The 23,924-nt window shown below is 27.5% G+C and carries 17 protein-coding genes and 2 pseudogenes; all 19 read right to left on the reverse strand.

The window, feature by feature from the left end; translation table 11 throughout:
- Positions 1–400 precede the first annotated feature (400 nt).
- The 19 genes and pseudogenes from DRZ96_RS07965 to DRZ96_RS08045 all read right to left on the reverse strand — a co-directional run bounded on the left by DRZ96_RS07965 (position 401) and on the right by DRZ96_RS08045 (position 23,913).
- A pseudogene (locus tag DRZ96_RS07965) lies at positions 401–812 on the reverse strand (RNA polymerase sigma factor).
- Between the two features lie 237 nt (positions 813–1,049).
- Positions 1,050–2,414, reverse strand: coding sequence for an MATE family efflux transporter (locus tag DRZ96_RS07970; protein WP_112890257.1), 1,365 nt, complete (start codon positions 2,412–2,414; stop codon positions 1,050–1,052).
- An 84-nt stretch (positions 2,415–2,498) separates the two neighbouring features.
- A complete protein-coding gene (locus DRZ96_RS07975; RefSeq protein ID WP_094210127.1) occupies positions 2,499–4,241 on the reverse strand; it encodes an ABC transporter ATP-binding protein in 1,743 nt (580 codons plus the stop codon).
- A gap of 1 nt (position 4,242) precedes the next feature.
- Positions 4,243–5,955, reverse strand: coding sequence for an ABC transporter ATP-binding protein (locus tag DRZ96_RS07980; protein WP_048950572.1), 1,713 nt, complete (start codon positions 5,953–5,955; stop codon positions 4,243–4,245).
- Between the two features lie 3 nt (positions 5,956–5,958).
- The gene (locus DRZ96_RS07985) at positions 5,959–7,374 is read right to left on the reverse strand and encodes an ABC transporter ATP-binding protein (RefSeq protein WP_094210128.1); all 1,416 of its coding nucleotides are present in this window, start codon (positions 7,372–7,374) and stop codon (positions 5,959–5,961) included.
- 12 nt (positions 7,375–7,386) lie between these two features.
- The gene (locus tag DRZ96_RS07990; protein ID WP_000398547.1) at positions 7,387–8,073 is read right to left on the reverse strand and encodes an energy-coupling factor transporter transmembrane component T family protein; all 687 of its coding nucleotides are present in this window, start codon (positions 8,071–8,073) and stop codon (positions 7,387–7,389) included.
- Entirely contained in the window at positions 8,074–8,667 is a 594-nt protein-coding gene (locus DRZ96_RS07995) for an MptD family putative ECF transporter S component (RefSeq protein WP_002842188.1), read from the reverse strand.
- Positions 8,668–8,838: 171 nt separating this feature from the next.
- Entirely contained in the window at positions 8,839–9,237 is a 399-nt protein-coding gene (locus tag DRZ96_RS08000; RefSeq protein WP_036762271.1) for a hypothetical protein, read from the reverse strand.
- A gap of 60 nt (positions 9,238–9,297) precedes the next feature.
- A pseudogene (locus DRZ96_RS12105) lies at positions 9,298–9,450 on the reverse strand (TetR/AcrR family transcriptional regulator); the annotation flags it as partial.
- A gap of 277 nt (positions 9,451–9,727) precedes the next feature.
- Positions 9,728–10,216: a lipase family protein gene (locus DRZ96_RS08005; protein WP_112890258.1), complete on the reverse strand. Its 489-nt coding sequence runs from the start codon at positions 10,214–10,216 to the stop codon at positions 9,728–9,730.
- 23 nt (positions 10,217–10,239) lie between these two features.
- On the reverse strand, positions 10,240–10,707 hold the full coding sequence (locus tag DRZ96_RS08010; protein ID WP_112889223.1) for a methyltransferase domain-containing protein: 468 nt from the start codon (positions 10,705–10,707) through the stop codon (positions 10,240–10,242).
- Positions 10,640–12,412: a hypothetical protein gene (locus DRZ96_RS08015; RefSeq protein ID WP_112890259.1), complete on the reverse strand. Its 1,773-nt coding sequence runs from the start codon at positions 12,410–12,412 to the stop codon at positions 10,640–10,642. Before DRZ96_RS08015 ends, DRZ96_RS08010 begins: the two co-directional genes overlap by 68 nt.
- Positions 12,413–12,481: 69 nt before the next feature.
- Positions 12,482–13,645 (reverse strand): thioesterase domain-containing protein, encoded by a 1,164-nt coding sequence (locus tag DRZ96_RS10765; RefSeq protein ID WP_201621237.1) that lies wholly within the window; start codon positions 13,643–13,645, stop codon positions 12,482–12,484.
- Positions 13,642–17,853 carry an AMP-binding protein gene (locus DRZ96_RS08020; protein ID WP_201621238.1) on the reverse strand — a complete coding sequence of 1,404 codons (4,212 nt, stop codon included), beginning with the start codon at positions 17,851–17,853 and terminating at the stop codon, positions 13,642–13,644. Before DRZ96_RS08020 ends, DRZ96_RS10765 begins: the two co-directional genes overlap by 4 nt.
- A 19-nt stretch (positions 17,854–17,872) precedes the next feature.
- A complete protein-coding gene (locus DRZ96_RS08025; protein WP_036762259.1) occupies positions 17,873–18,922 on the reverse strand; it encodes a Gfo/Idh/MocA family oxidoreductase in 1,050 nt (349 codons plus the stop codon).
- 1 nt (position 18,923) lies between these two features.
- Entirely contained in the window at positions 18,924–19,997 is a 1,074-nt protein-coding gene (locus DRZ96_RS08030; RefSeq protein WP_036762256.1) for a saccharopine dehydrogenase family protein, read from the reverse strand.
- The gene (locus DRZ96_RS08035; RefSeq protein ID WP_036762254.1) at positions 19,994–21,370 is read right to left on the reverse strand and encodes a phosphopantetheine-binding protein; all 1,377 of its coding nucleotides are present in this window, start codon (positions 21,368–21,370) and stop codon (positions 19,994–19,996) included. The genes DRZ96_RS08030 and DRZ96_RS08035 overlap by 4 nt, the downstream gene beginning before the upstream one ends.
- A 24-nt stretch (positions 21,371–21,394) precedes the next feature.
- Positions 21,395–22,852 carry a condensation domain-containing protein gene (locus tag DRZ96_RS08040; RefSeq protein ID WP_036762252.1) on the reverse strand — a complete coding sequence of 486 codons (1,458 nt, stop codon included), beginning with the start codon at positions 22,850–22,852 and terminating at the stop codon, positions 21,395–21,397.
- Positions 22,849–23,913 (reverse strand): Gfo/Idh/MocA family oxidoreductase, encoded by a 1,065-nt coding sequence (locus DRZ96_RS08045; RefSeq protein WP_094210132.1) that lies wholly within the window; start codon positions 23,911–23,913, stop codon positions 22,849–22,851. The genes DRZ96_RS08040 and DRZ96_RS08045 overlap by 4 nt, the downstream gene beginning before the upstream one ends.
- Positions 23,914–23,924: the final 11 nt, after the last annotated feature.

A 23,924-nucleotide genomic window follows, 5' to 3' on the forward strand; every position in this document is an offset into this window, starting at 1 on the left:
TTCAATATTTTTAAGTTTTTTGACATTAACAGGCGTGTAGGTCACGACATTGGAATTTCACCACCGCCCCTTTTCAAGATGAGCCGGCAACAACTGTAGAAGTATCATTATCCCCATTTGCTTCAATGCATCAATTTCCTAGGTTGAATATATAATTTCTTTTTGTCGCTCGTTTTCTTTTATCCTTCTTTTAAACTAGAGTATTTATTTAAACCGAAATCCTTATCAGCAGAAAAGTTATGGCGAAGAAATTATAAAGCTCCACAAATGGTTAATGTCCTGTCTTGGTCTATTCAGTTGTCAAGGTTCAAATTTCTATTAATTTCTTTTTTTATATAAAAGAGGACAAAATTCCCCTTCACTTTATAAAGGAAAATTTGCCCTCTTTGGTAACCATAATTTATAGTTCTTCTATAAATTTCTTTAGTTTTTCTAAAATTTTATCTCGTCTTTTAATTAAAGTTGGATGTGAGATATTTTGAGTCTTCGCTACTGCACGAAGTGTTTCATCATTGAAATATAATCTTTCTATGATTTCCCGCTCATCCCTATTTAACTTTGACAAAGCACTTTTTAGTGCTTCAATCATCATTTGTGTAGCTACAACTTTTTCTACATCAACGTTTTTATCCTCTAAATTATCTTCGAAATTCCCATCATGATTTAGGGACGAAAAAAAAGAGCAAGTGGTTTTTCTTGTCCACCTGCTCTAAATATTTTTCATGTTCTCTTTCTTGCCAGTAGACTTTGTATATCTGCTCGCTTACTTTGATTTTTTGCCCACCGACATAAAGGTAATATTCTTTTGTCATTTATGTTTCCTCCATTCTTTTTTGTCTTTATGTTTTCAGACAAAAAAAGGAGGACTCCTGCTCTTGGGCATGGTTAGTCCTCTAGAATGAAAAAAACTCTTTCTAATAGTAATTGTATTTAATTTTTTAACTGAGTTATCTAACTTGTAAATAGCGTAAACCAAAGAAAAAAGGTAAATGTACTTTAATTATATTTATTTGCATATTTCCCTCCATTCTTTTAAATAAACCCACTTATTATTCATTACTTGAATTTTTCAAACTAATTTTATCCATCCTATTTAATTCCCCAAACATCATTACTACACCAACTATTATCATAATTAAATCTACAAGGGGTTCTGCAAACCATACTGCTTTAACTCCAAATATCATTGGTAAAATAATCATGGCAGGTATGAATAAAAATAACTGCCTTAGCATGACTATTATGCCAGCTTTTTTAGCGTTTCCTATTGATTGGAAGAATGTTATAGTCATTACCATTACTCCATATAGGATAAAGATAGAATAAAATAGTCTAAAGTTCCCTATCCCTTGAGTTATAATACTTTCTTCTACTCCAAACAAAGAAAGAATATTCTTTGAAAATGCTAATGCTGGCACCCAAAATATTGATGCAAGAACTAACCCTCCGATAGAAAATACTTTCATAGCTTCTTTTACTCTATCGTATTTTTTCGCTCCAAAATTTGTACCAACTACAGGTTGTAAACCTTGACTCATTCCCCAAAGTGGAATGAATGAAAAGGCATATATTCTAAGTGTTGCTGCCATCAAGATAGCATTTGTATCTCCGCCATATTTAAATGACATTTTATATAGCATTGTTTGTTGAATCATAAATAAAATTTGCATCATCATAGCAGATGACCCTACGCCAAACATTTCTTTTTTTATTTCCTGATCAGGTTTGATTTTATTTATTTTTACTGCTTTACTTTTATATTTGAAGTAATGGAGTGTTATTATTGCTTGAACAAATTGTGCTGTAATAGTTGCAAGTGCAGCCCCTTCAATTGCATATTTTCCCATTAATTTCATTAGAATGGGATCAAGAATTATGTTTAAAAAAGCTCCTAGCCCCATAATGAGCATTGCTTTTTTCATTAATCCTTCTCCACGCATAACCATGTTTGCTGATTGAGTAAAGTTTACAAATAAAGAACCAATAAAAATTACTCGTAAATATCTGATACCATATTCTTTAATTTCTCCACTTGCTCCAACCATATCTAAAAAATGTGGTGCAAGTAAAATTCCGCCTATTGTAATAATTGATGAGAATAGAATAACCCAAAATATTAAATTCCCCATAATTTTATCAACTGTTTTTTTGTCGCCCTTTCCTATAGCTCTTGATAAAACCGATGCTGAACCTACACCAATAAGTGTAGATACTCCACTATTAAAAAAGGTAAGTGGCATAGCTACACCACAAGCTGTCATTGCAGTTTGTCCTATAATATTTCCTGCAAAAATTCCATCCATTAGTGGATAAAGACCTATTACTATCATTCCTATTACAGCAGGGATAGATAATTGAAAAAGTAGGTCTATAGGTCTTTTGCTTAATAATTGTTCTTTCATATCTTGTTTCATAAAATCATCCTCCTTTTTTCATATTCTTAAAATCCAAACCACTTGTAGGTTCGTCAAAAATTAAGATTGATCTATTACTCAAATTTAAATCTTCCACTTTTCAGATTGTTTTCTGATTTCAATAAAATCCTTATATATTCCATGTTTAGATGCAAGTTCACTATGTGTTCCTACTTGTTTTATAACACCATCTTTTAAAACAACTATCTGATCTGCATTTTTTACAGTAGAAAGCTTGTGTGCAATTACAATAACGGTTTTGCCTTTTAATAAGTTTTTCAAAGCAATCAATAATTCTTTTTCATTTTCTGGATCTACGCTTGAAGTTGCCTCATCAAGAACTACAAACCTACTCGGTTTTAACATGGCTCTTGCAATAGAAATTCGTTGACGCTCACCACCCGATAGATTTGAACCCCCTTCTTGCAAAACAGTTTCATAAGCTTGTGGCAATTTCATAATAAAATCATGGCACTGAGCTTTTTTGGCAATATCTATCATTTCTTCATCTGTTGCATTTGGATTACCAAACTTAATATTGTTTTTTATGGTATCATCAAAAAGATACACGTCTTGAAAAACAAAGCTAAAATTTGAAAGCAATTCATCATACTTGTACTGTTTAATATTTAGATTTCCAACTTTTACTTCGCCAGAATTTACATCCCAAAACCTCGCCATTAAATTGCAAAGTGTTGTTTTACCACTTCCTGAAAATCCAACAAGAGCAGTAGTTTTTCCATCTGGAACAAGCATACTTAGATTATTGAAAAGATTTTCTTTTCCATAAGAAAATGAAATATTGTTCATTGATATTTCTGCTTTATCTACTTCTGTCATTTCACCTTCTTCAATTACAGGCAAATTTCTTAAATTTATAACAGTATTAAGATTTCGTACAGCAACACCCTTAATACTCTGCATACTTCCTGCTAATTCAAATCCAGAAAAAACAACAAAACTCATAACAATTAATATAATAGCTTTAGTAACTTCAATATCCCCTGATAAATATCTTATTATAGAACTAAAAATTATCACACAAATACCAAGTTTAAATACTAACAAGAATAAAAACTGTGTTGGAACTAAAATTTTTTCTACAGCAAGGAAGCCTTTGCGACTTTTTGTAATACTTTCGTTTAGTTCCTTGACTGTATTTTTATCTTTTCCAAATGCTTTAGTTATTCCTATCCCATTTACATACTCAAGCATTTTTTCACTTAAATCCAATTTAAGTCCTAACAATCTCTCTGTTAGTTGATCTGTGCTTTTTTGTGTGAATAAGTTTACTAAGGTTCCAACAATCAAAGTCAACAATATAATTATAGCTGTTGCAAAATCATAAGGTAGTATGAAAATAACCATAATTAGTGTCTGTATTGTACCTACAAGCATTTGCTCAATAATAAAAACTCCTATTGTTTCAAGTTCACCTATAACAGTTGACAATGCTCCTGCTATATTCCCTAAAGAATTTGTGCTGAAATATCCCATGTTTACATTTTTTAAACGATCACCAATATATAATCTATTTTCTGCTCCTAAATTGTACGAAGCAATATATTTGTTTTTATCAGCCAGATATCCAAATATAATTTTCCCCACCAAACTTATAGCTGCAATAATAAAAACAATATACACATCTTTCATTAAAATGCTTTGGTTCGTAAATATATTTTCACAAATTTTGGTCAAACATAATAGAATTGCACCTAAAGAAACTCCTTCAAATACTCCCTTAAATACATCAAAAATAAGCATTTTTGTTATTTTATTTGAATATGACCCTGACACCTCATATAAAGTTTTTATCAATTCTCTCACTTTATATCACCTCGATTTCTTTAGATTCTGTATATACATCCCACATTTTTTTGTATCTCCCATTTAACTCTAGTAATTGTTTATGAGTGCCTTCTTCAATTACTTCTCCATTATCCACCACAATTATTTTATTTGCATTTACAATTGTAGATAACCTGTGAGCTACCATAATCACTGTTTTATCTTTAATTAACTTATCAATAGACTGTTGAATAACTGATTCATTGTCAGGATCAGAATATGCTGTTGCTTCATCAAGTAGTACAATAGGACTATTCTTTAAAAAACACCTAGCTATTGCAATTCTTTGCTTTTCTCCTCCAGAAAGATTTGCTCCTCCCTTCCCTACAATAGTTTCATATCCATTTGGTAGGCCCTTTATAAAATTATAGCAACTCGCTTTTTCACAAGCTTCTTTAATTTCATCCATACTCGCATCTTCTTTCGCCATCTTTAAATTTTCTAATATTGTTTTATTAAAAAGAAAGTTTTCTTGCGATACATAGCTAACAAGCTCCATATTCTGTTTTAAAGGCAATTCGTTCAAATTTGTTTTTCCAATTAAAATTTCTCCATTAGAAACATTCCAAAATCCTGCGATTAGTTTTGTAATAGTAGACTTTCCACTACCTGAATTTCCAACGATTGCAGTTAACTCATTTTCATTTGCTTTAAACGAAATATTATTTAATACATTCTTTGACTCTTCATATGCAAATGTAACATCTTTAAACTCTACATCATAAGATTTTATATCTCTTACTTCTTCTCCTCTTTTTAAGTTAGGAATTTCCATTATTTTTTTTATTTCTTCAAATACAACTTTTATATTTGCTATTGTTTCCATATGACTCATAGCTTTTATTAATGGTTTATATGAAGCATATGATAGCAATATACACGTGATAAGAGTTCCTACTTCAACACTACCCTTCATAAAGAAATACAATGAAGCTGGTAAAACGAATACCATAGTTGACGGGATAGTTTCCATAGTTGCTGTCATTGAAAAACAAACACTCAAATACCAATCAAGCATTGCGTTCTTATTCTCTTCAACAGTCTTTCTAAATTTCCCAAATGATGATGCTGATTTATTAAATGCTTTTATAACTTTAATACCATTTACATATTCAACCATTGTCGTATTCATAGCTTTAGCTGCTTCTTGGTATCTTTTAGATTTTTCTTCATAACCTCGCATCATTAACATTGAGAACAATAATCCTAATGGAATTGTAAGTAAATTTGCAATTCCTATTCTCCAGTCCATTATAAAAATTGTTATGATCAATACTATAGGAATGAATATATTAGCAATAACTTCTGGAATCACATGAGCAATCGGTTTTTCCATTTTATCAAGTGTTTCCACCATAAATTGAGACCACTGTCCGCTGCTTTTTCTTTCAACTTCTCCCATAGAAATTTTACTTAATTTGTCAGCTAATAACTTTCTTTTATCTTCAATAATCCTGTAGGCAAGATTATGAGAAATAATAGTAGATATTTCATGAAATAATATACTTGCCAAAAATCCCAAAAATACAGCAAAAATATATGGATAATAATTATTTAAATTTGCATTTTTTGCAACCAAGTTATTAATAATGGCTGCTACAGAAAAATAAGGTATTACACCAAATCCTACTCCTATTATCGCAATGAATACAGCTGCGAAAATCTTGCTTTTATGTCCCTTTAAGATATCCATCTTTTACCTTCTTTCATAAAATCTTTTTATTCTGCCATCGCAAATTTCCAATAATTTATTACATGTACTATCAATCAATTCATTATCATGCGTAACAATAAATATAATTTTATTATTTGAAAATTCTTTAATGACTTTGCTTATTTCGAGCATATTTGTATAATCAAGTCCACTCGTTGGTTCGTCCAAAATAATAATTTCTCTATTCATTAACATCCCCAATGCTACAGAAAGTCTCTGCATTTGACCTCCTGATAAGCACATAGGATGACGATTATCTAATTTTTTAAGATCTAATTTTTCTAGAATATTATCTATTTGCTTTTCATCTATTTTAGAATCAAATAAACTAAATTCATCTCTTACAGATTCCGAAAAAAACTGATGAATTACATCTTGCATAACCATATAACAAAGTTTTCTTCGTTTTTTATATTTTATGGGACTTCCTTTATAGCTTATTTTTCCTTCGTTTTCTTTCAACAGTCCACACAAAATTCTCATTAATGTTGTTTTTCCTTGACCATTTTTACCTGTTATTGCAATAATATCTCCCTTGTTTCCGGAAATATTTATCTTATCTAAAATTTTTTGTTTCTTATTTTCATATTCTAAATTTGAAACTACAAAGTCATCAGATTCACAAAATGTGACAGGATTTGCAAAATCATCATTTTTCTTTCTTACAAAAGTTCTAAGTCCTAGTTTCTTTCGTGAGTCATCACTAATTGAAGAAAATTCCACATTTGAAAAAACATATTTTATTTTTCCGTCTTGTAAATAAATAGCTCTATCAATTAAATCCATTAAATAATAGAGTCTATGTTCAGAAATAATAATTGTCTTGCCCTGAGTTTTAAGATTTATAAGCATCTCTCTTATTCTTTCAATGCCATACTCATCAATATTTGCAGAAGGTTCATCAAACACATATACATCTGGATTGGTAGCATAAATAGATGCAATAGCAAGTAATTGCTTTTCTCCACCTGACATCATAAAAACATTTCTGTTTTTTAATCTTTCAATTCCCAAATCACGTACCACTTTAAAAACTTGTCTTTTTATTTTATCAGGGTTTTCACCTAAATTTTCTAATCCAAATGTTAGTTCACTATCTGAATCTAAATTAAAAAACTGTGTTTTGGGGTTTTGAAAAATTGTTCCCACTTTTTCAGAAATTTCATATATCTTCATTTGTTTTGTGTTTATCCCATTTATAAAAATATTTCCTAATAAATTTCCCTCTAAAAAATGAGGAATCAATCCATTGATTAATTTTGTTATAGTTGTTTTCCCAGAACCAGATTTTCCGCATAATAAGATAACTTCTCCTTGATTAATCTTTATTGAAATTTTCTTTAACTGTTCTTCTAAGCTTCTCTTATAGGAATATGAAGCTTCATTTATATTAATCATGTTTCGTACCTCTTATAAAAATAACTTGAACTTTAAATTAAAGAACATCAGAATGCATAATAGAATAATTATTAGATCCCAAATGTTAAATCCTGCATCATCCATAAAAGTCTTTCTTGCAGGATTTTCTATCCCTCTTACTGTAATAGCCTGAGCTAATTCATCTGCGGTATTAGAAGCTGTAACTATTAATGATATTAGTCCTAATTGTATCTTTTTAAATCCAGTCACGCCTCTTATTTTTATTGCATCTGAGATTAATATTTTTTCTTCTCTTAAAGATGGAAAATATCTGATGCCTATTGCTAGAGAAATAATTAGGCTTTTTGGAAAATGCATCATTTTTAAGGCATACATAATATTTCGTATAGGATTAGTTTTTACAAGAATTTGACCAACTAAAAAAATCGGTATTAACTTAGGAGCATGAATCACCAATAATCCAAAATGTGCTGATATGACATCTGGTAGAATCGGCAAAACAAAATATTTCAATCCCTGTAATAATACAAACATAGATAATGCCTTTAAAGATATTTTAACAAGTCCCATAAATAACGCTATAATAGCAACAATTAAAAGAATAAAAAAATCTAATTTTAAGCTATTATTTGCAAAGCTAATAATACTAACTGAAATCAAAAAAATGATTTCAGTTAGTGGATTTAGCTTTATAATGCCTCTTACAATACCCTCCATTTACATAATTCCAGCTTTCTCAAAACGTTTTTTGAACATTGCTTTACCTATATATGCACCAATGACTCCTCCAATAAATGCAGTAATGATCATCCCGATAAGTGTTGGAATTGAAATTAAAGTTTGTAATTTATTTACATATTCTGGACTCATTCCCATTTTAATAATAGACTTCATATAAGATTCTTGGAACAACCACATAGGCAATGGTGAGCCAATCAACCCAATGCAAATCAATCCTGAAGATACTATTACGCTTTTTTGACTTTTATATCCCAAAATTTTTCTAGTAATTTCTGCTAAAACCCCTGCAATAACGCAAGTTATGACAATTGTAAAAGTGCATTCTCCTATAGCAAAATATATAATCCCTGTAATTGCTATCAAAAGTAAAGCCGTTCCTGGTTTTGGCACCTTAGAGACCAACAACATGTAAATAAAATTACATATTATGCCTGTCATTGCTGGCCATAATAACCAAAGTATCGGAGAAAACACAGGAATAAACATTACCGCCATGGATAACGCCATATAAATCACTGAAAAAATGCCGATGTTAACTAAATCTTTTGTTTTTAATTTTGATTCATTCATTTGAATACCTCCATTTAAATTTTTATATTTATTTACCAGTTACAATATGATTGATTCAAAATAATCTTTACTGGTAAATTTTTTTTATTTTTGTTTACTTTCCATAAAACGCAGAAAATCGGGATTAACCCGATTTCAAAATTTATTATTTTTTAATTTTATATTATGTTTTCATTTAATAATCCTCCTCCAACCAAAATTCATTGCTGCCTCCATCATATCGATAAAATTTAAGGCTTCATTATATGGATACCTATGTGTGATTACCTCAAATAAAGGCGTACATGCCATTGTATAAAGAACATGAAGTTCATCATCATTCAAATCATTTACTTCAATCTTTTTTTCTTTAAGAATCTCAATTAATTTCTTAGCGCCCTGCACTTCAAGATTCACTAAATCATGACGAATTGATTCAAATTCCGTACCATGAGAACAGTTAAACAGAAGATTAACTATAGGATCGTTTTGGTAAATAAATTCCAATAATTCCCTATTACTATCATCAGATTTTTCTCCAAAAGCTTGTAAACCATTTACTTTAATTTCTTCAATCGCTTGATTTGTCAATTCTTTACTTCTTCTGTATAAGTGATTAAGTATAGGACTTACAAGTACTTTAAAAATATCTTCTTTAGATTTAAAATGCTTATATATTGCACCAGGCGTAATTCCTGCATTTTTAGCAATAGTGCGAATAGAAGCCTCTTCGAATCCATGCTCTGTAAACTCGCTTTTTGCACTTTTTAATATTTTCTCTATTGTAACATCTTTGTCTCTCAGTAAGTTTCACCTCCCAAATTAAGATAACACCGTTTACTATATTTTAGCATAAAGAAGCTAATGAAGTCAACAATCACTATCAATTACATTTTTTTATGATAACATATTATTTAATTATCTATAAATTCTCTTGTTAGGTCCGCTACTAGTTTCCATTCTGGATCAAGCATACAATCATGACACACATCGTCTAAAACAACAATTTTTGATTTATACAACTTAGCTGATTCTATTACTGATTCTCCGAGTAAACAATTGTCATTTTTAGAATATATGGTTAAATTGGAACATTAAATTCTATTTTTTTAATTGAGGAATAAATAACAGGCAACATTCTTATGCTTAGAGGTTCCTTATTCATTTTATCAATATACTTTTTAGCGTTATTAACTCTTCCAGAAAAAAAGAATTCTTCCCTTGTCAACTTAATATAATTCTTATTAGTAAAGAATAAATTTTTAATCCTGTTTTCAATTGGAAATGGCATTAAAAAAACCATTGATTTCGGCACACAATCTTTATAAGTTTTTAAAAATTCATTTATAAACAAATTACCCATAGAATGTGTTATAAAAATAAACTCTGTATCAATTTTTTTAATATTTTCCCTTAATATTTTCATAGAATCTTTTAAATTTTTAGCTTCTTTTGATAATGCATGCACATGTAAATTGTATCCTTTTTCCTTAAAGTATGGTATAAAATGTTCATTCCAGCACCATTCATAATGAAAAGCTCCACATACTAAAATAATTGTTTCTTTCATGACTACTTATTTATCTCCTTTTTTTATATTTTAACAACAAATAATTGTTGCCCAAATTCATACAAGGCGTGTGTATTTTTAGGATAAGTAAGAATTTGTTTTTTATCAAATGTATCCTTTAATAAATCAAGCCATTCTAATCTATTTAAAAATGTTCTATTTTTCTCTAGCCTAATATCTGTTGGTTTTGTCATCATAAAAACTTGTGAAACAAGCATTTCAGGAGGTTCCTTAACTGGTTCTGCAATTAATATAAGACTATCTTTTTTTACAGTATTATATATCTCTCTCAATACTGTATTTAATTTTCCAGAATTATTTAATACACCTACAGCTATCACTATATCAAAAGTTTCCTTTCCTAACTTTTCCAAATCTTTATCTATATCAATCTTTTCATATTCAATGTTACTAACTACATTTTCATATTTGCTTTTTGCACACTGGATAAAAAAAATTCGATATATCTGTATATTTATATAATACTTCATCAATCAAATTTTCATCTATTAATCTTTTTAATACACTATCTGTAGTAGCTCCTATTCCAGCTCCTATTTCTAAAATTTTTATCTTATTAATTCCACTAGAATATTTTTTTACATAATCAGATATAGTTATTGCTACTAAGTCATTAATATATCTATATACCATGTTGTTCTTATATAATGCCTTTGCATATTTCAGGTCTCCCTCAGGAAATAATATAGAATTACATTTTTTCTTTCCATCAAATAATTCTTGTAAATATTTTATATTTTGATTTATATAATCTATAGACAACGGATCTCCTAATTTCCAATCCCATAAGTTCTTTGCATCTTCATAATATCTATCAATATTATTTTTATTCACGACTTTACGCAAATAACAATTATTATTTTCTAGATGTATAAATTCATTTTCGAATAATATATTTAACCATCTTAATATAATATTTTTATTTCTACTATTAAAGTTTTTTTCAATAATCTCATTTATATTATATTTGCGATTACAATCAATAAAAACACCATTATTTTGAAAAAACAATATCATGGACAAATATATATACATATTTATCGATTCTAAAAATTTATTTACATGAACATGATCTATAAATGAGTACCTTCTTTCAACATCTTGTATAGAATGAATATTCATTAAATTAGGTGTTTCATACAACCACTCATTTTTTTCTAAATTTGAGGATAAACATGAGTTTTGTTTTATTGTAAGGTCATCTTTTAAATCAAACTTTCTTACTAAATATTCAAATTCATCAAATAATTGAACATCTTTAATAATCTCGTGTACCTTTGGCAAATATTTTCTTCCATCATTCTTCATATTATTTAAAAAAGTGATCTGTTTTTTTACCAAAAGTAATAATTCATCATTTAAATCTGTTTTATTTTCGACTGTAAAAGATGTTTTTAAATTTAGTAGTTGTTCTGCATTGTATAAATTTATATTTATGTTATCTTTATCAAAAAATAAATTTCTTCTATTTTTCCAGATAATTATATTTTTAAAAATTTCTAAAATCAAACTACCATCTTCAAATACAAACTCCAATTTATTTTCATAGTATTTGCATCTGTTATTAATATTTATAGGATCATATACTTTAAAGCAAAATGTTATTTCCGATATTTTCCCACTAATAGTAATAAATTCATCATGACTAAATGTTTTTATATCAAAACAAAAATTCTCATTAAGGCTTGACTTAATAATTTTAAAAATAGAAAATAACATATCTTTAGATATAAACGAATCAATATATATTATTTTTTGTTCTTGCATTATTTGTTTCGCTTTTCTTATAAACATTTTTGAAATTTCTGTTTCTTCATATAAATTTCTAATAAGATAGTAACAGTTTTTACTTTTTATTTCCTTTAAATATTTTATTGTATCTTTTTTACTTTTAGGAATTTCTTCAATTACGTTTATTCCTCTATTTAATAGATAGCGAACAATATCTACATCTCTATTAATTTCAGAATTAAATGGAACATATGCAAGTTTAGTATTATTAGGGATATTTTTTATATTTGTAAAAAGTGGCAAATTATTAAAATATGCATCTCTAATTGTTGTCTTAGAATTAACTTCAAAAATTCCTGATATTTCAATTATATCTTTTAATTTAAATAAAGATTCTACAATAAAATTTCCTGATACTTTTCCACAAATAATTGTTTCTATCATTTTTTCACCCCCCCCACAAAACGATATACTTTCTTTTTTAAATATTTATTATAATATATACTTTATTCTCTATATTTCGCTCGACATATTTTCATTTAACATATTTGCTAAAACTTTTGAGTTTGACTTTCCTTGTACTGAACTATAATGATTGCCTGGTATATAAAATTTTCTAATATCGCCAATAATTATATTCTTCCAATTTTCAGCTAGGATATTAAAGTGCTTATATGCCCCAACATTATCTTTTGCTATATAGTAATCTATATCCCCAAAATATATTTCAGGCATAAATTTTTGAGCATTAAATGACTTTATGAAAATTTTATACATATCTAAAAAAGATTTTTTTGTAATTGAATTTCCCTTATTTTTTACTAAATTATAATATAATTCAAATCTTTTTTGTTGAGATAAAGAATTTAATTTTTTTACATAAAGTATATCTTCTTCGAATCGCATTTTACTCAATATATTATTAACCGTCATTGCATTCTCATAATTATTATCCATATTAGAAAATGCTATATCTAATATATTTGTTTCTTTAAATCCTATATCTGAAATTTCAATATTAAATGCTTGTAAGAAATTAAATTCCAATAATAATTCATCATAATTATAATTTAACAAGCTTCCACCTTCTATAACTGCTAAATTATCTACTAAAATTCCTGCTTCTAATAATCTCCTAGAAACTTCTATTGCAACTACCCCGCTAAAGCTATATCCTATTATTTGAACATTTGTTGGAGAAAATTTTTGTATTTCTTTATAATACTCATTTGCCAATTTTTCAACTAATTCATCTGAATTTATATCTAGATACTTACCTATATCTGATACACCCATCAATAATATATCTCCTTTATTTTGAGAACATAATTCCATTGCTAAATTTTTTAAATTTTCAAGATTTCCAAAAGCTCCATGTAATATAACTCTTAATCTTTTATCCTCGATGGCTGCACTATATTTTTTTGAGTATATAAATTCATCATTAGAAATATTATGCTCTGTACCGTTTCCGCCTTTCAATAACTCAGAAATCCTATAAAAAGTTGGTTCATCTATTAATTCTCTAAGTATAGATTCAAATGTGCTACTTGATTCAATGCTTTTTGTAATTTCAGCTGCTATTTGAGCTAAAATCAATGAATCAGCTCCACATTCATATAAATTCTTATTTAAATTTAATTCTTCTTCATCTAAAAATTTAGCACAAATATTCAATGCTTCTTTTGGTATAGATGTTTTTTTGAATCAAAATTAATAGATTCATTTTCTGCACATCTCAAATAATCCGTTTCATATGAAAAATTTTTCTTTATGTCAACTATACCATTTGAAGTCAATTTGAATTTTTCTAAAAAAGTTATTTTGTCAGGCATCAAATCAATAGGTAAACATATCTTAAGATTATTATATATTTTCTCTCTATTGATAAAAGAATAATCACTTTTAAACTGTTTTATAAACAAAACCATTCCTAATTTCTCTATAACAGATTCTTCTCTTGGTAAAGTAAAGATTTTTTCATTGTTTTCATATAATATATTTTTCCATTCTTCTATTGATAAGAAAAATTTGTTTTTCCTTAATGAATCTAATGGTTTTTCCATCATAAATACTTGAGATGCAATTATCCACGGTTCATTACGTATAGGCTCAGAAAATAGTAAGTATCCCTTAGGCGCACATATATTTCTTATATAATTTAAACTACTTACAACATCTTTAGCATTTTCTAAAACATAAGCGCCAATTATTATATCAAAATAATTGTATTCTATTCCAATTTTTATAGGATCTTCATTAATGTCCAATTGATAGATCTTAACATTTTTATTATCTTCAAACTTCTTTTTAGCTTTAGATAAAAAATATTTCTTTCCATCTGTAAAATGATATTCATAATCTACACCATTTAATAAATCTATTATTTTTTCAGATGTTGCCCCAGTTCCGGCACCTATTTCTAAAATTCTTATTTTCCTATGATTATTATTTTTAATATACTCATTAATAAAATTACAGTAAAAATTATTAATAACAATAGAATTTATACTTGTATTATACATTGCATCAGTGTAAATATCAGAACCCTCAGGATATAATATATTTACTGGATCAATCTTCCCATTTAAAATTTCTACTAAATTATCCGTGCTGTCTTTGACATACTTTAAGTACTTCAAACTATTATCATTTTTAACATCCCATTTTAAAAAAACTTTTGTCCATAAATTAGCAATATCATCATATGTCAAAATAGACTGAATTTTATAATCTCCATTTTCAGCATATATTATATTTTTTTCTATCAATTGATATAACCATCTGTCAATTATCCAATTATATTTATTATCATTTAATTTCCTTTTTCTTTTATATAAGTCAGAATTTGGTTCTTTTTTTAATATGTCTGTATCTATCATTGCATTTAGTATAGCATTTAAACATATTTTATCTCTTATATCGCATAATTCCCTATATTTGTTACTAAATAAGTATTCCTTATTTTTAATATCTATACCCTCATTATTATTAAATAAAGTTTCATAATGCGAATCTAATTTATCATCTCTGTCTTCTCTAGCAATTGTTACTACTGATTCAATAGGAAATTCTTTTTTATTTTCATTTACCATTACAATAGCATTTGAAATTACTTTTTGCTTAATTAAAGCATTTTTTATCTCCTCAAGGTCTATTCTATTGCCTCTTATTTTTACCTGAGTATCTTCCGTACCTAAAAATTCTATTTCTCCACTTGATAAATAGCGACCCAAATCTCCAGTAGAATAAAGTCTGATCTGCTTTAGAGGATGAATAAAGAACTTTTCTTCTGTTAATTTTTTATCTCCTAAATACCCTTCCGCCAAGCCTCTACCAGCTATATATAAATTACCTTCGCAATAAACTGGACAATCTTCAAAATTTTTATCTAATACATAAATTTGTTGATTAGTGAGCGGTTTCCCATACGGAATGCTTTTCCATCCCTTTTTAATACCTTTATATTCATGATAGTTAGACCATATAGAGGCTTCTGTAGCACCTCCCAATACTATTATTTTAGATTCTACAAAAGTTTTTTGCACCGCATTAGGCATATTTAAAGGAATCCAATCTCTTGATAGCAATATTAGTTTAATAAAATTTTGTTTTTTTGATAAATTTTCTAAATAATTTAAATATGGTTTCATTAATTCTGGTACCATATTTAATATAGACACAGAATTTTCTTCAATCAATTTATCCCAATGAGCAGGATTTAAATACTCACTTTCATCAGGATATACAATAGTTCCTCCAACTGATAGCATTCCAAAAATATCATAAACAGATAAGTCAAAATCTAATTTTGATATTCTTAATATGCAATCTCTCTCAGATATTTCAAATTTTTGATTTATATCATATATAGTATTAAATACTGCGCCATGATTTATTACAGCACCTTTTGGATTTTCAGTAGTCTCTGACGTAAACATGATATAAGCTGCATCAGTCGAATCGATATGTTCTATATTAAACATATTTATCAAATCTAACCTATAATTTACATCATCAATGTTCACAAAATTTCTTTGTCTACTATCATAACAACTGACATTTGTCAAAATAACTTTACAATTACATTGTTTTAAAATATTCTCTAATCTTTTTTCTTCTATATTAAAATCTACCGGAACATATATAGCTCCTACCATAAGTATTCCAAGAATAGTATAAACTTGACTTTTATTATGTGGTAGTTTTACAATTATATGCTCACCTTTTTTTACATTTTTTTCTTTCAATGCTAAAGCTATAGATACAGACTTATTATATAATTCTTTATAAGAAATTGAACCTCTAGAGTCTATAACAGCCGCCTTATCTGGATAAGATTTTACTTTTTCTATAAAATCTTCTAATAATGTCTTATTATTAATTTTTTTATTTGTAGCATTAACTTTTTCTCTAATTTCACGTTGCCACTTAGGTAGATTAATTTCAAGACGTTTCTCCCAAAATTCTTTATTGTTCGATAAATTTATTAAAATCTTCTTAAACTCACTAAACATATCCTCCAACATATCATCTTCAAATATTCCTTCACGAACATCCCAATTAATCTGTAAACCTAATTCAGTATCCATAGCTTGACAATCAATAAATACTTGCGGTGTTTGAGATATTCCATACACATATCTTCCTATCAACCTCTTTTTAATTAACCCTATTGCACTTGTAAATACATACGGTGCTAAAAATTCTTTGGAGTTATGCAGTTTAGCAATATCTCTTAATATATTAACTCCAGGATATGCACTATTATCTATTGAGCTGAATAATTCTTTATTAACTTCTCTTGCTAACTCTGAAAAAGATTCTTTTATGTTTTTTATCGAAATTACCGATGTATTTGTAAAATCTCCTACTAAATATTCTATATTTTCCCCTAAATTTTTCTTGTTAAATAAAGTTAAATTTATAAGAAATTCTTTTTCTGTACTCCATTTTTTTAGTACTTCACTATATACAGTCAATACTGACGCTGTCGGTGTTAAAGCATGGTTTTGAGCTAAAATTTTAAATTTATCCCACATATCCTTATCTAATGTTAAAGACAATCTTTTAAACTTACAAACATCCGTTTCTTTTAGCGTTTTTAAAGGTATTACTGGAGATGTCTTTAATTTTCTAGTCTTTTGACTCCAATATGCTTTCGCCTTCTTGTATTCCGAGTTTTCTTTTGTCTTTTCTTCACTTATTATATAATTCCTAAATGATATCTTAGATTGTCTATCATTCTCTATTCCTTTAAAATACTTCATCTCAAACTCTAATAGAAGTTGCCATATACTTGACCAATCACATATCATAAAATCCATCGAAAAGTGTAAAATTGATTTTTCTCCATAATTTGATACTCCAATATCAAACATTGGCCATTTTTCTAATTGATAAACTTTATCCTCTAACTGTTCTCTAATAGATATCCTATCTCCTGTAACAACCTCATATTCTGGAACTTTTTGTAGTATTTTTTGATAACCTTCTTTAAATATAACTGCCCTCAGCATTTCATGTTTATTTATCAAGTAATTCCATGTATCTTGTACTTTTGAAACGTCTAAATTATCATATAAAAATTCTTGATAAATGTGACAAGATACATTTCCATATGAATGTAAGTCATCTCTTCCATAAAGATATGATTTCTGAACTGGAGATAATGGAAATGGTGCATAATCATCTTTAACATCATATTTATTCTCAAGTTTTTTAATGTATTCTTTAAGTCCATCTTTATTTAATTTTAATTCCATTAAAATATCTTCATCTAACTGACCATTTATGGATTTATATTTTAACTTTTCACCATCAACATACAACTCAATACCTTGCTTAGAATATTTTTCAATTATTTCTTTATAACCGTTCTCCATTATTTACCTCCTTATTAAATTATTCATCAAAAATTTTTATATCACTCAGCAAAAGCAGCTTCTCTTTACTAGTCTCCATAAACTTTGCATATCCCGCTTTTTTCTGCAAAATTTCCCATTTTTTAGATGTTGATAGTTCCCTGTTTACTCGACGAATATCAAGTTTGCCTGAATTCATATATTTCTTCATTTTAATCAATTCTGCTGTTATTGAATCAATCCAGTATGTTTGAAAAAATTTTGAAGTACTCGTTTCTTTTAAAGAATTCAAAACCTTGTAGATTGACTCTTTACCTATATTTAAATCGTCTTTAGCTCCTTTTAAATATGTTCTTGGACGCCAAGCAACATCTCCATACGCATCATTTAGCGATAATACTCCATCTTCATAATAAAGTTTAAAACTATACATTAATTGCATATTGTAATCAGGTGTTTTGGGATTTAATTGATTATTGAATTCTATTAAAATAGGTAATTTCCCTATATTTCCATATAATATATCAAATGGGCCTAATCCCTTTATTATATTATTATCCAACTCCAAATCACCTAAAATTCCAGAAATAGCTAATAAATCCAAAGCTACATATGATAATTGTGTAGAAAAAGAAACGCTTATATATTCTAACTTAGAATATATATTTAATTTTTTTGCATACACTGCAAAGCTCTGCATATTTGATAAATTTGAATATAGATTTGCAGTCAAGTAAATAAGGTTTTTCTCTCTTGCTAGCTTATAACATTTATATAAATGTTCTTGATAAACAGGTTGCTCTTGAATTACGTTTATTCCTTTATTTAGTAAATCTATGCACAATTCTGTTCCATCCCCACCTGTTCCCTCACTTCTAACAATAACGCAAGCTAAATCTATATCTGATGGCAATTCTTCAACATTAAAATACAGTGGTACATTATATTTCTTTGAAAGTGTCTTTGACCTTTCACTTCCTCTTCCGATAATACCTGCAATTTGAAAATCTGATTCGGCACTCTTTAATGCTTTTAAATAAAATTCTCCAAAATTCGTGCCACAAACTATGGCTTTCAATCTTTTTTTCATTTTATATTTCTCCTTCAAAGATATTATTCAATTTCAAATTTGTTCCTTTCATCAATTTGTAATAAAATGTTGTATCCATTTCCATCATCTTATCAAGTAAACTATTTAATAAAGGAAACTCACTCATATCTTTGATTTCAGTTTTATTACCATGTTCTAGAGCTAAAATAGAAACAGCTGCTACTGTTAGAGCCGTTAATCTAGTTGGTGAAATGCTTTTTAAAATCATATTAGCATCTATAGTATTTTTATTTTTTATTCCTGTTGCCTCTAAGATAAATCCGCCAAATTCTTTTTTTTCAATATTATCCAAATTGGATAAATCCACTAATTTTTGTGCCATTACATTTATATTTTCAATGTTATCAGAACGAATATTCTTTAAAAAATTGCAAACATATCCGTTCTTTATGCACATATAGAATATGGCATTTTCCACACCTATTTGCCTACAAACTTTAAGAGTTCTTTTATCAATATACGGAAATGGCACCCATCTTTCGCTGCTTATTGGCAATGTTATTGTTTTATCTCCTGCCAAATAGGGTTCTATCTTTCCTGAATTTAAGATTGATCTTGCATAAAAACCATCTTCACTTAAATATCTCAAGTATTCTTTGGCTGCATTATAAGTAAATTCCCCATTAGAGGCGTAATACATTTGAAAACTAAGGGTTTTATCAAAAACTCTAGAAATAATAACTGGCAATGCTTCTATTAATCCTGGCGATGAACCAACTCCATGATATATTGTTCCTCCTTCAAAAACAGATTTCTCATAGAAATTATAATAACTTAAGTCAATGAGAATACATTTGTTTTTATTAACTGTATCTATTAAATTAAATATTGATGAATCTGAATACCCTGAACAGTTTATAATACAGTCACATCCATCAACAAACTCAATACAAGTATTTATATCATCCAAATCTATAAATGCAAAAGTATTCTTACTCTTATAAACTTTTTCTTTTCTTCTATATCCCAACTTTATATCTTTGATTCCATAACCATTCAAAATTTTAGTACATTCTGAACCAATATCTCCAGTAGCTCCAATTATTCCTATCATATTTCACCTTCTACTACCTCCATACCTAACTGTTTTGAATTTATCAAATTTAACATTTTTTCAAATTCAGGATTTGAAAAAATTTCATTTAATGTGAGTTTGCATTTTAATCTTCTTTCTATCTCAACTAGAAGCTTTGTTGCAGATAAGCTATTTCCTCCAAGCTTAAAATAATTAGAATTTCTATCTACATCATCTATATCCAAATTTTGCATCCATATTATTTTTAAGATTTCTTCTAAATTTTCATTATAATTTTTTAATTGTTCTTTTATTGTTGTTTTATCAGAGACATCCACATTAAAAGAGTCCAATGACAGCAAAACAATCTTCTTATCGAAATCTAACCCAATTTCATTTTCTAAGTTATTTATCAACTCAATATGATCTGTATAGTTTTCTGATTCGAGATAATAAGCAATATTATTTTCTATCAAAAACATAGTATTTTTAAAAAAATATTTTTTGGCTATTTTCTTAATGTAATCAACTTTATAAAAAAACTGCGTACGTTTTTCAGTTTCTACATCAAGATTTTTTTCTTGAAAAAATATGGCTGTAAGTACAGATATTGGATCCATTTTACCAAAATCAATTACATGAATTTTTCCGTTTCTTTTTAACATTAGTTTTGAGGTTTTGAAAAAAGATTCAACGTCTTCAATTTGATGTAAAAAATTAACAGAAATAATGTGATCAAATCTACTTAAGTAATTATCTTTCAAAAATTTCTTATCATTGCAATCATTTAATAAAATTACATTGTTTAAATCTTTAATTCTGCTGACTAAGTTATCTTTTATTATGCAATCTACATCATTAACAATGCCTATTGTTAACCTTTTAATATCTTTACTTTCATTATTGATGTTTTTAATTAATTTATCTAATAAGCTCTCAGTAAACTCACTTCTAATGCCTAGTTTTGCTGGGGATATTTCATTATCTAAAAGCAAAAGCTCTTTTTTATTATTATTCTCAAGTATATCTACAAATAAATTCTTTTTTAGTTGTAGTTTTCTATATAAAGAATCCTCTGCGATTTTTACTTCATTCATCTCATCTGCTTTAAAATCTTTCACATATTTCAACCAGTATTTAATTATATTTTCATTCTTGTTGTCTATTTTTATTTTTTTAACATTAATTTCAGTTAATAAATCTAATAAAAATTTTTGGACAAAATACTTTCTCTTTTTTACTTCATTGTCTGTATTAATATTATCAATATAATTTATCTTAAATTCCGATTTATCTTCCTCTAATTCTGGTTCAACCAGGAGCGTTTTAACATTTTCTTGTGAGATTATTGTTTTATATTTACCACTATAAATTCTTTTTTGATACTCAATATTAAACTTTTTTCTTTTCATATTATTCCCTCCATAGTTGATTTATCAAAAATTAGAGCATATTTCATTTGAAACATCAATATACTTACCTACCATCCAAATAATATCCTCTTCATATAATAACTCATCTATATAATCAAAAGTAATCACAATACTATCATCAATCATTCTTATATGATGATCTAGATAAACTTGAGGTGTTTGACTTAATGAACATATTTCATGAAATCCATTTTTACAATTGCTATAACTCTCTCCAATCATGCAAGTAACTACTATTGGAAACAATTTATTTATTCCATTCTCTTGCCTAGCTTTATTTATAACATTAATCCCATCAAAACATCTATATTCTAATAACTTAAATATTTGTTTTTGGGTTTTTTTGATGGACTCTAATATAGATTTATATTCATCTTTATAGCTAATTAATCCTATATTTGTAAATTCTCCCAACAATTCATCTGCATTTTTAACTACTGGTAATTTCCCAAATAATGTTGTTGTTATTGTTAATTCGTCAGTCTCAATTAAGTCAGACAATACTTTCATATAAATAGTGATTAAAATAGCAGACAACGTTACACCTCTTAGTTTTGAATAATGTATTAAATTGTCAGTTTGTTCTTTACTAAAACGATATTCTTTTCTTTTAAAATTGTATTCTTCTAAGTCATTAATCGGCATTTTTGTTCTTAAATTCGGTGCTTTTGGTAGTGTTTTTATCATTTTATTCCAATATTTTTCAGCCTCATCTAAAAGTCTCTTATTAAATGCAAGTTCCTTATATATTCTTAAATTCATTACATAATCTTTATAAGATACATCGGAAAAACTTATTTTTTCTCCTTCGTATAACGCAAAAAGCTTATATATCATATTACCTGCACTCCACGCATCTAATATAGAACAATCAAAACTTATGTGGAGTACATCATTTTTATTCTCGCCATTAATTTTCTTTCCAACTACGAATTTAAACATAGGCCATGTTTCGATATTATACTTCATATGCGATAAAATCTTTCGCATTTTATACCTATCCTCTTTAGAATTATATTGATATTTAAAAACTTTATATTCAGGAACTTTTTCCAGAATAATCCCTCTACCATCCGATAATAAAATCAATCTTAAAATATCATTTTTTCTAATCATCAAATTAATGTTTTTTTCAAGATTAGCAATATTTAAATTTTGCTTTTCAAATTCAATATAATAATGAGCATTAACTTTATTTAAAAATTCCCCATCTACTTGTCCAGCCATATATGCCAACTGAAGTGAACTCAATTCCAAAGTGTTTTCTTGTGCTTTTGATAAATATCTGAGTAAATCCTCTTTGTTAACTTTAATTTCGTTGATTACCTCTTCATTGTATAATTCTTTTTTGATTCTATATTTTAATTTTTTATCTTCCACAAACAAAAACATTCCCTGTTTTCTCAGCTCATTTACATAATCAAATAAATCTAAGTCTGTACTATCATTTTTTAGTTTCATTTTTTCATCCCTAAATTTTTTAAAGCTTGTAAATGGTTAAGATGTTCTTCACCAAATTTAACATTTTTAGGAAACCCTATTTCTTTCATTATTTCTCCCCATTTTTTCGAAACTATTATTTCCTTTTGCGTTCTTGTAATATTATTTTTTCTTTGTTTAACATTTTCAATAAATTTTTCAATTTCTTTCCTTATGGCATTCGGAAAAACATCATAAAGTATAGTTTCATATGTCAAGTTACTGTAATTTGCCAAGCTAAATTTTATTGGCTTATTTAAATAATTAACATCAATTTGTTTTGAATCTAACACAATATTATCAGATATATTCATTCTATCCCTCCATATTACAGATCCAAAGGTATCTTCAAGATCTAATCTTCCACTTTTATAAAAAAAAGTAATTTTATGAAGAAGATGCATATGGTTATTCCCATCCACATCAGAAACCTCATTATGAATTTGTAAGTTTACATCCAATTGCCCATTTGACAAAACAACACGATTAAAAGGGTATCTTTTCTCTGTTAACGTTGGAATTATATTAAAACTTCTAAGAAGAGGTAATGCTTCGTTCAGAATACCTATCAAAGAATAAAGAAGTTGCGAAGATGTCATGATATCTACATGTTCAAGAACATCTTCTTTATTTAAATATTTTGCAGCTTCAATAAATTTTTCAATAGTTTCCAATGAATTATATAAATTCCCTACTATATAACATGAGTTGAATTCATGAGCCAACTTTAAGCAGTTCTCTATCTCCCTATAATGAATTGGATGTTCCTGTATCACATGAATTCCTTTTTTTAAGAGACTCTCTGACAATTCAGTTCCCTTACCTCCCAATACAGAAGATTTAATTATAACAAATGCAATATCTATATTTCCTGGAATAGAATCTACATCAACATATAGTGGAACATTATGTTCTTCTGCACACCTCTTAGAACGACTACTTCCAAAAGCTAATATACCTACCAATTCAATATTATTTATTTTTTTTATCGCATTTATATAGGATTGACCAAAAGTTGTTCCACAAACTATCGCTTTCATCATAATGTTCCTCT

It is taken from the genome of Peptoniphilus harei (assembly GCF_900454685.1).
Classification (GTDB): Bacteria; Bacillota; Clostridia; order Tissierellales; family Peptoniphilaceae; genus Peptoniphilus_A; species Peptoniphilus_A harei.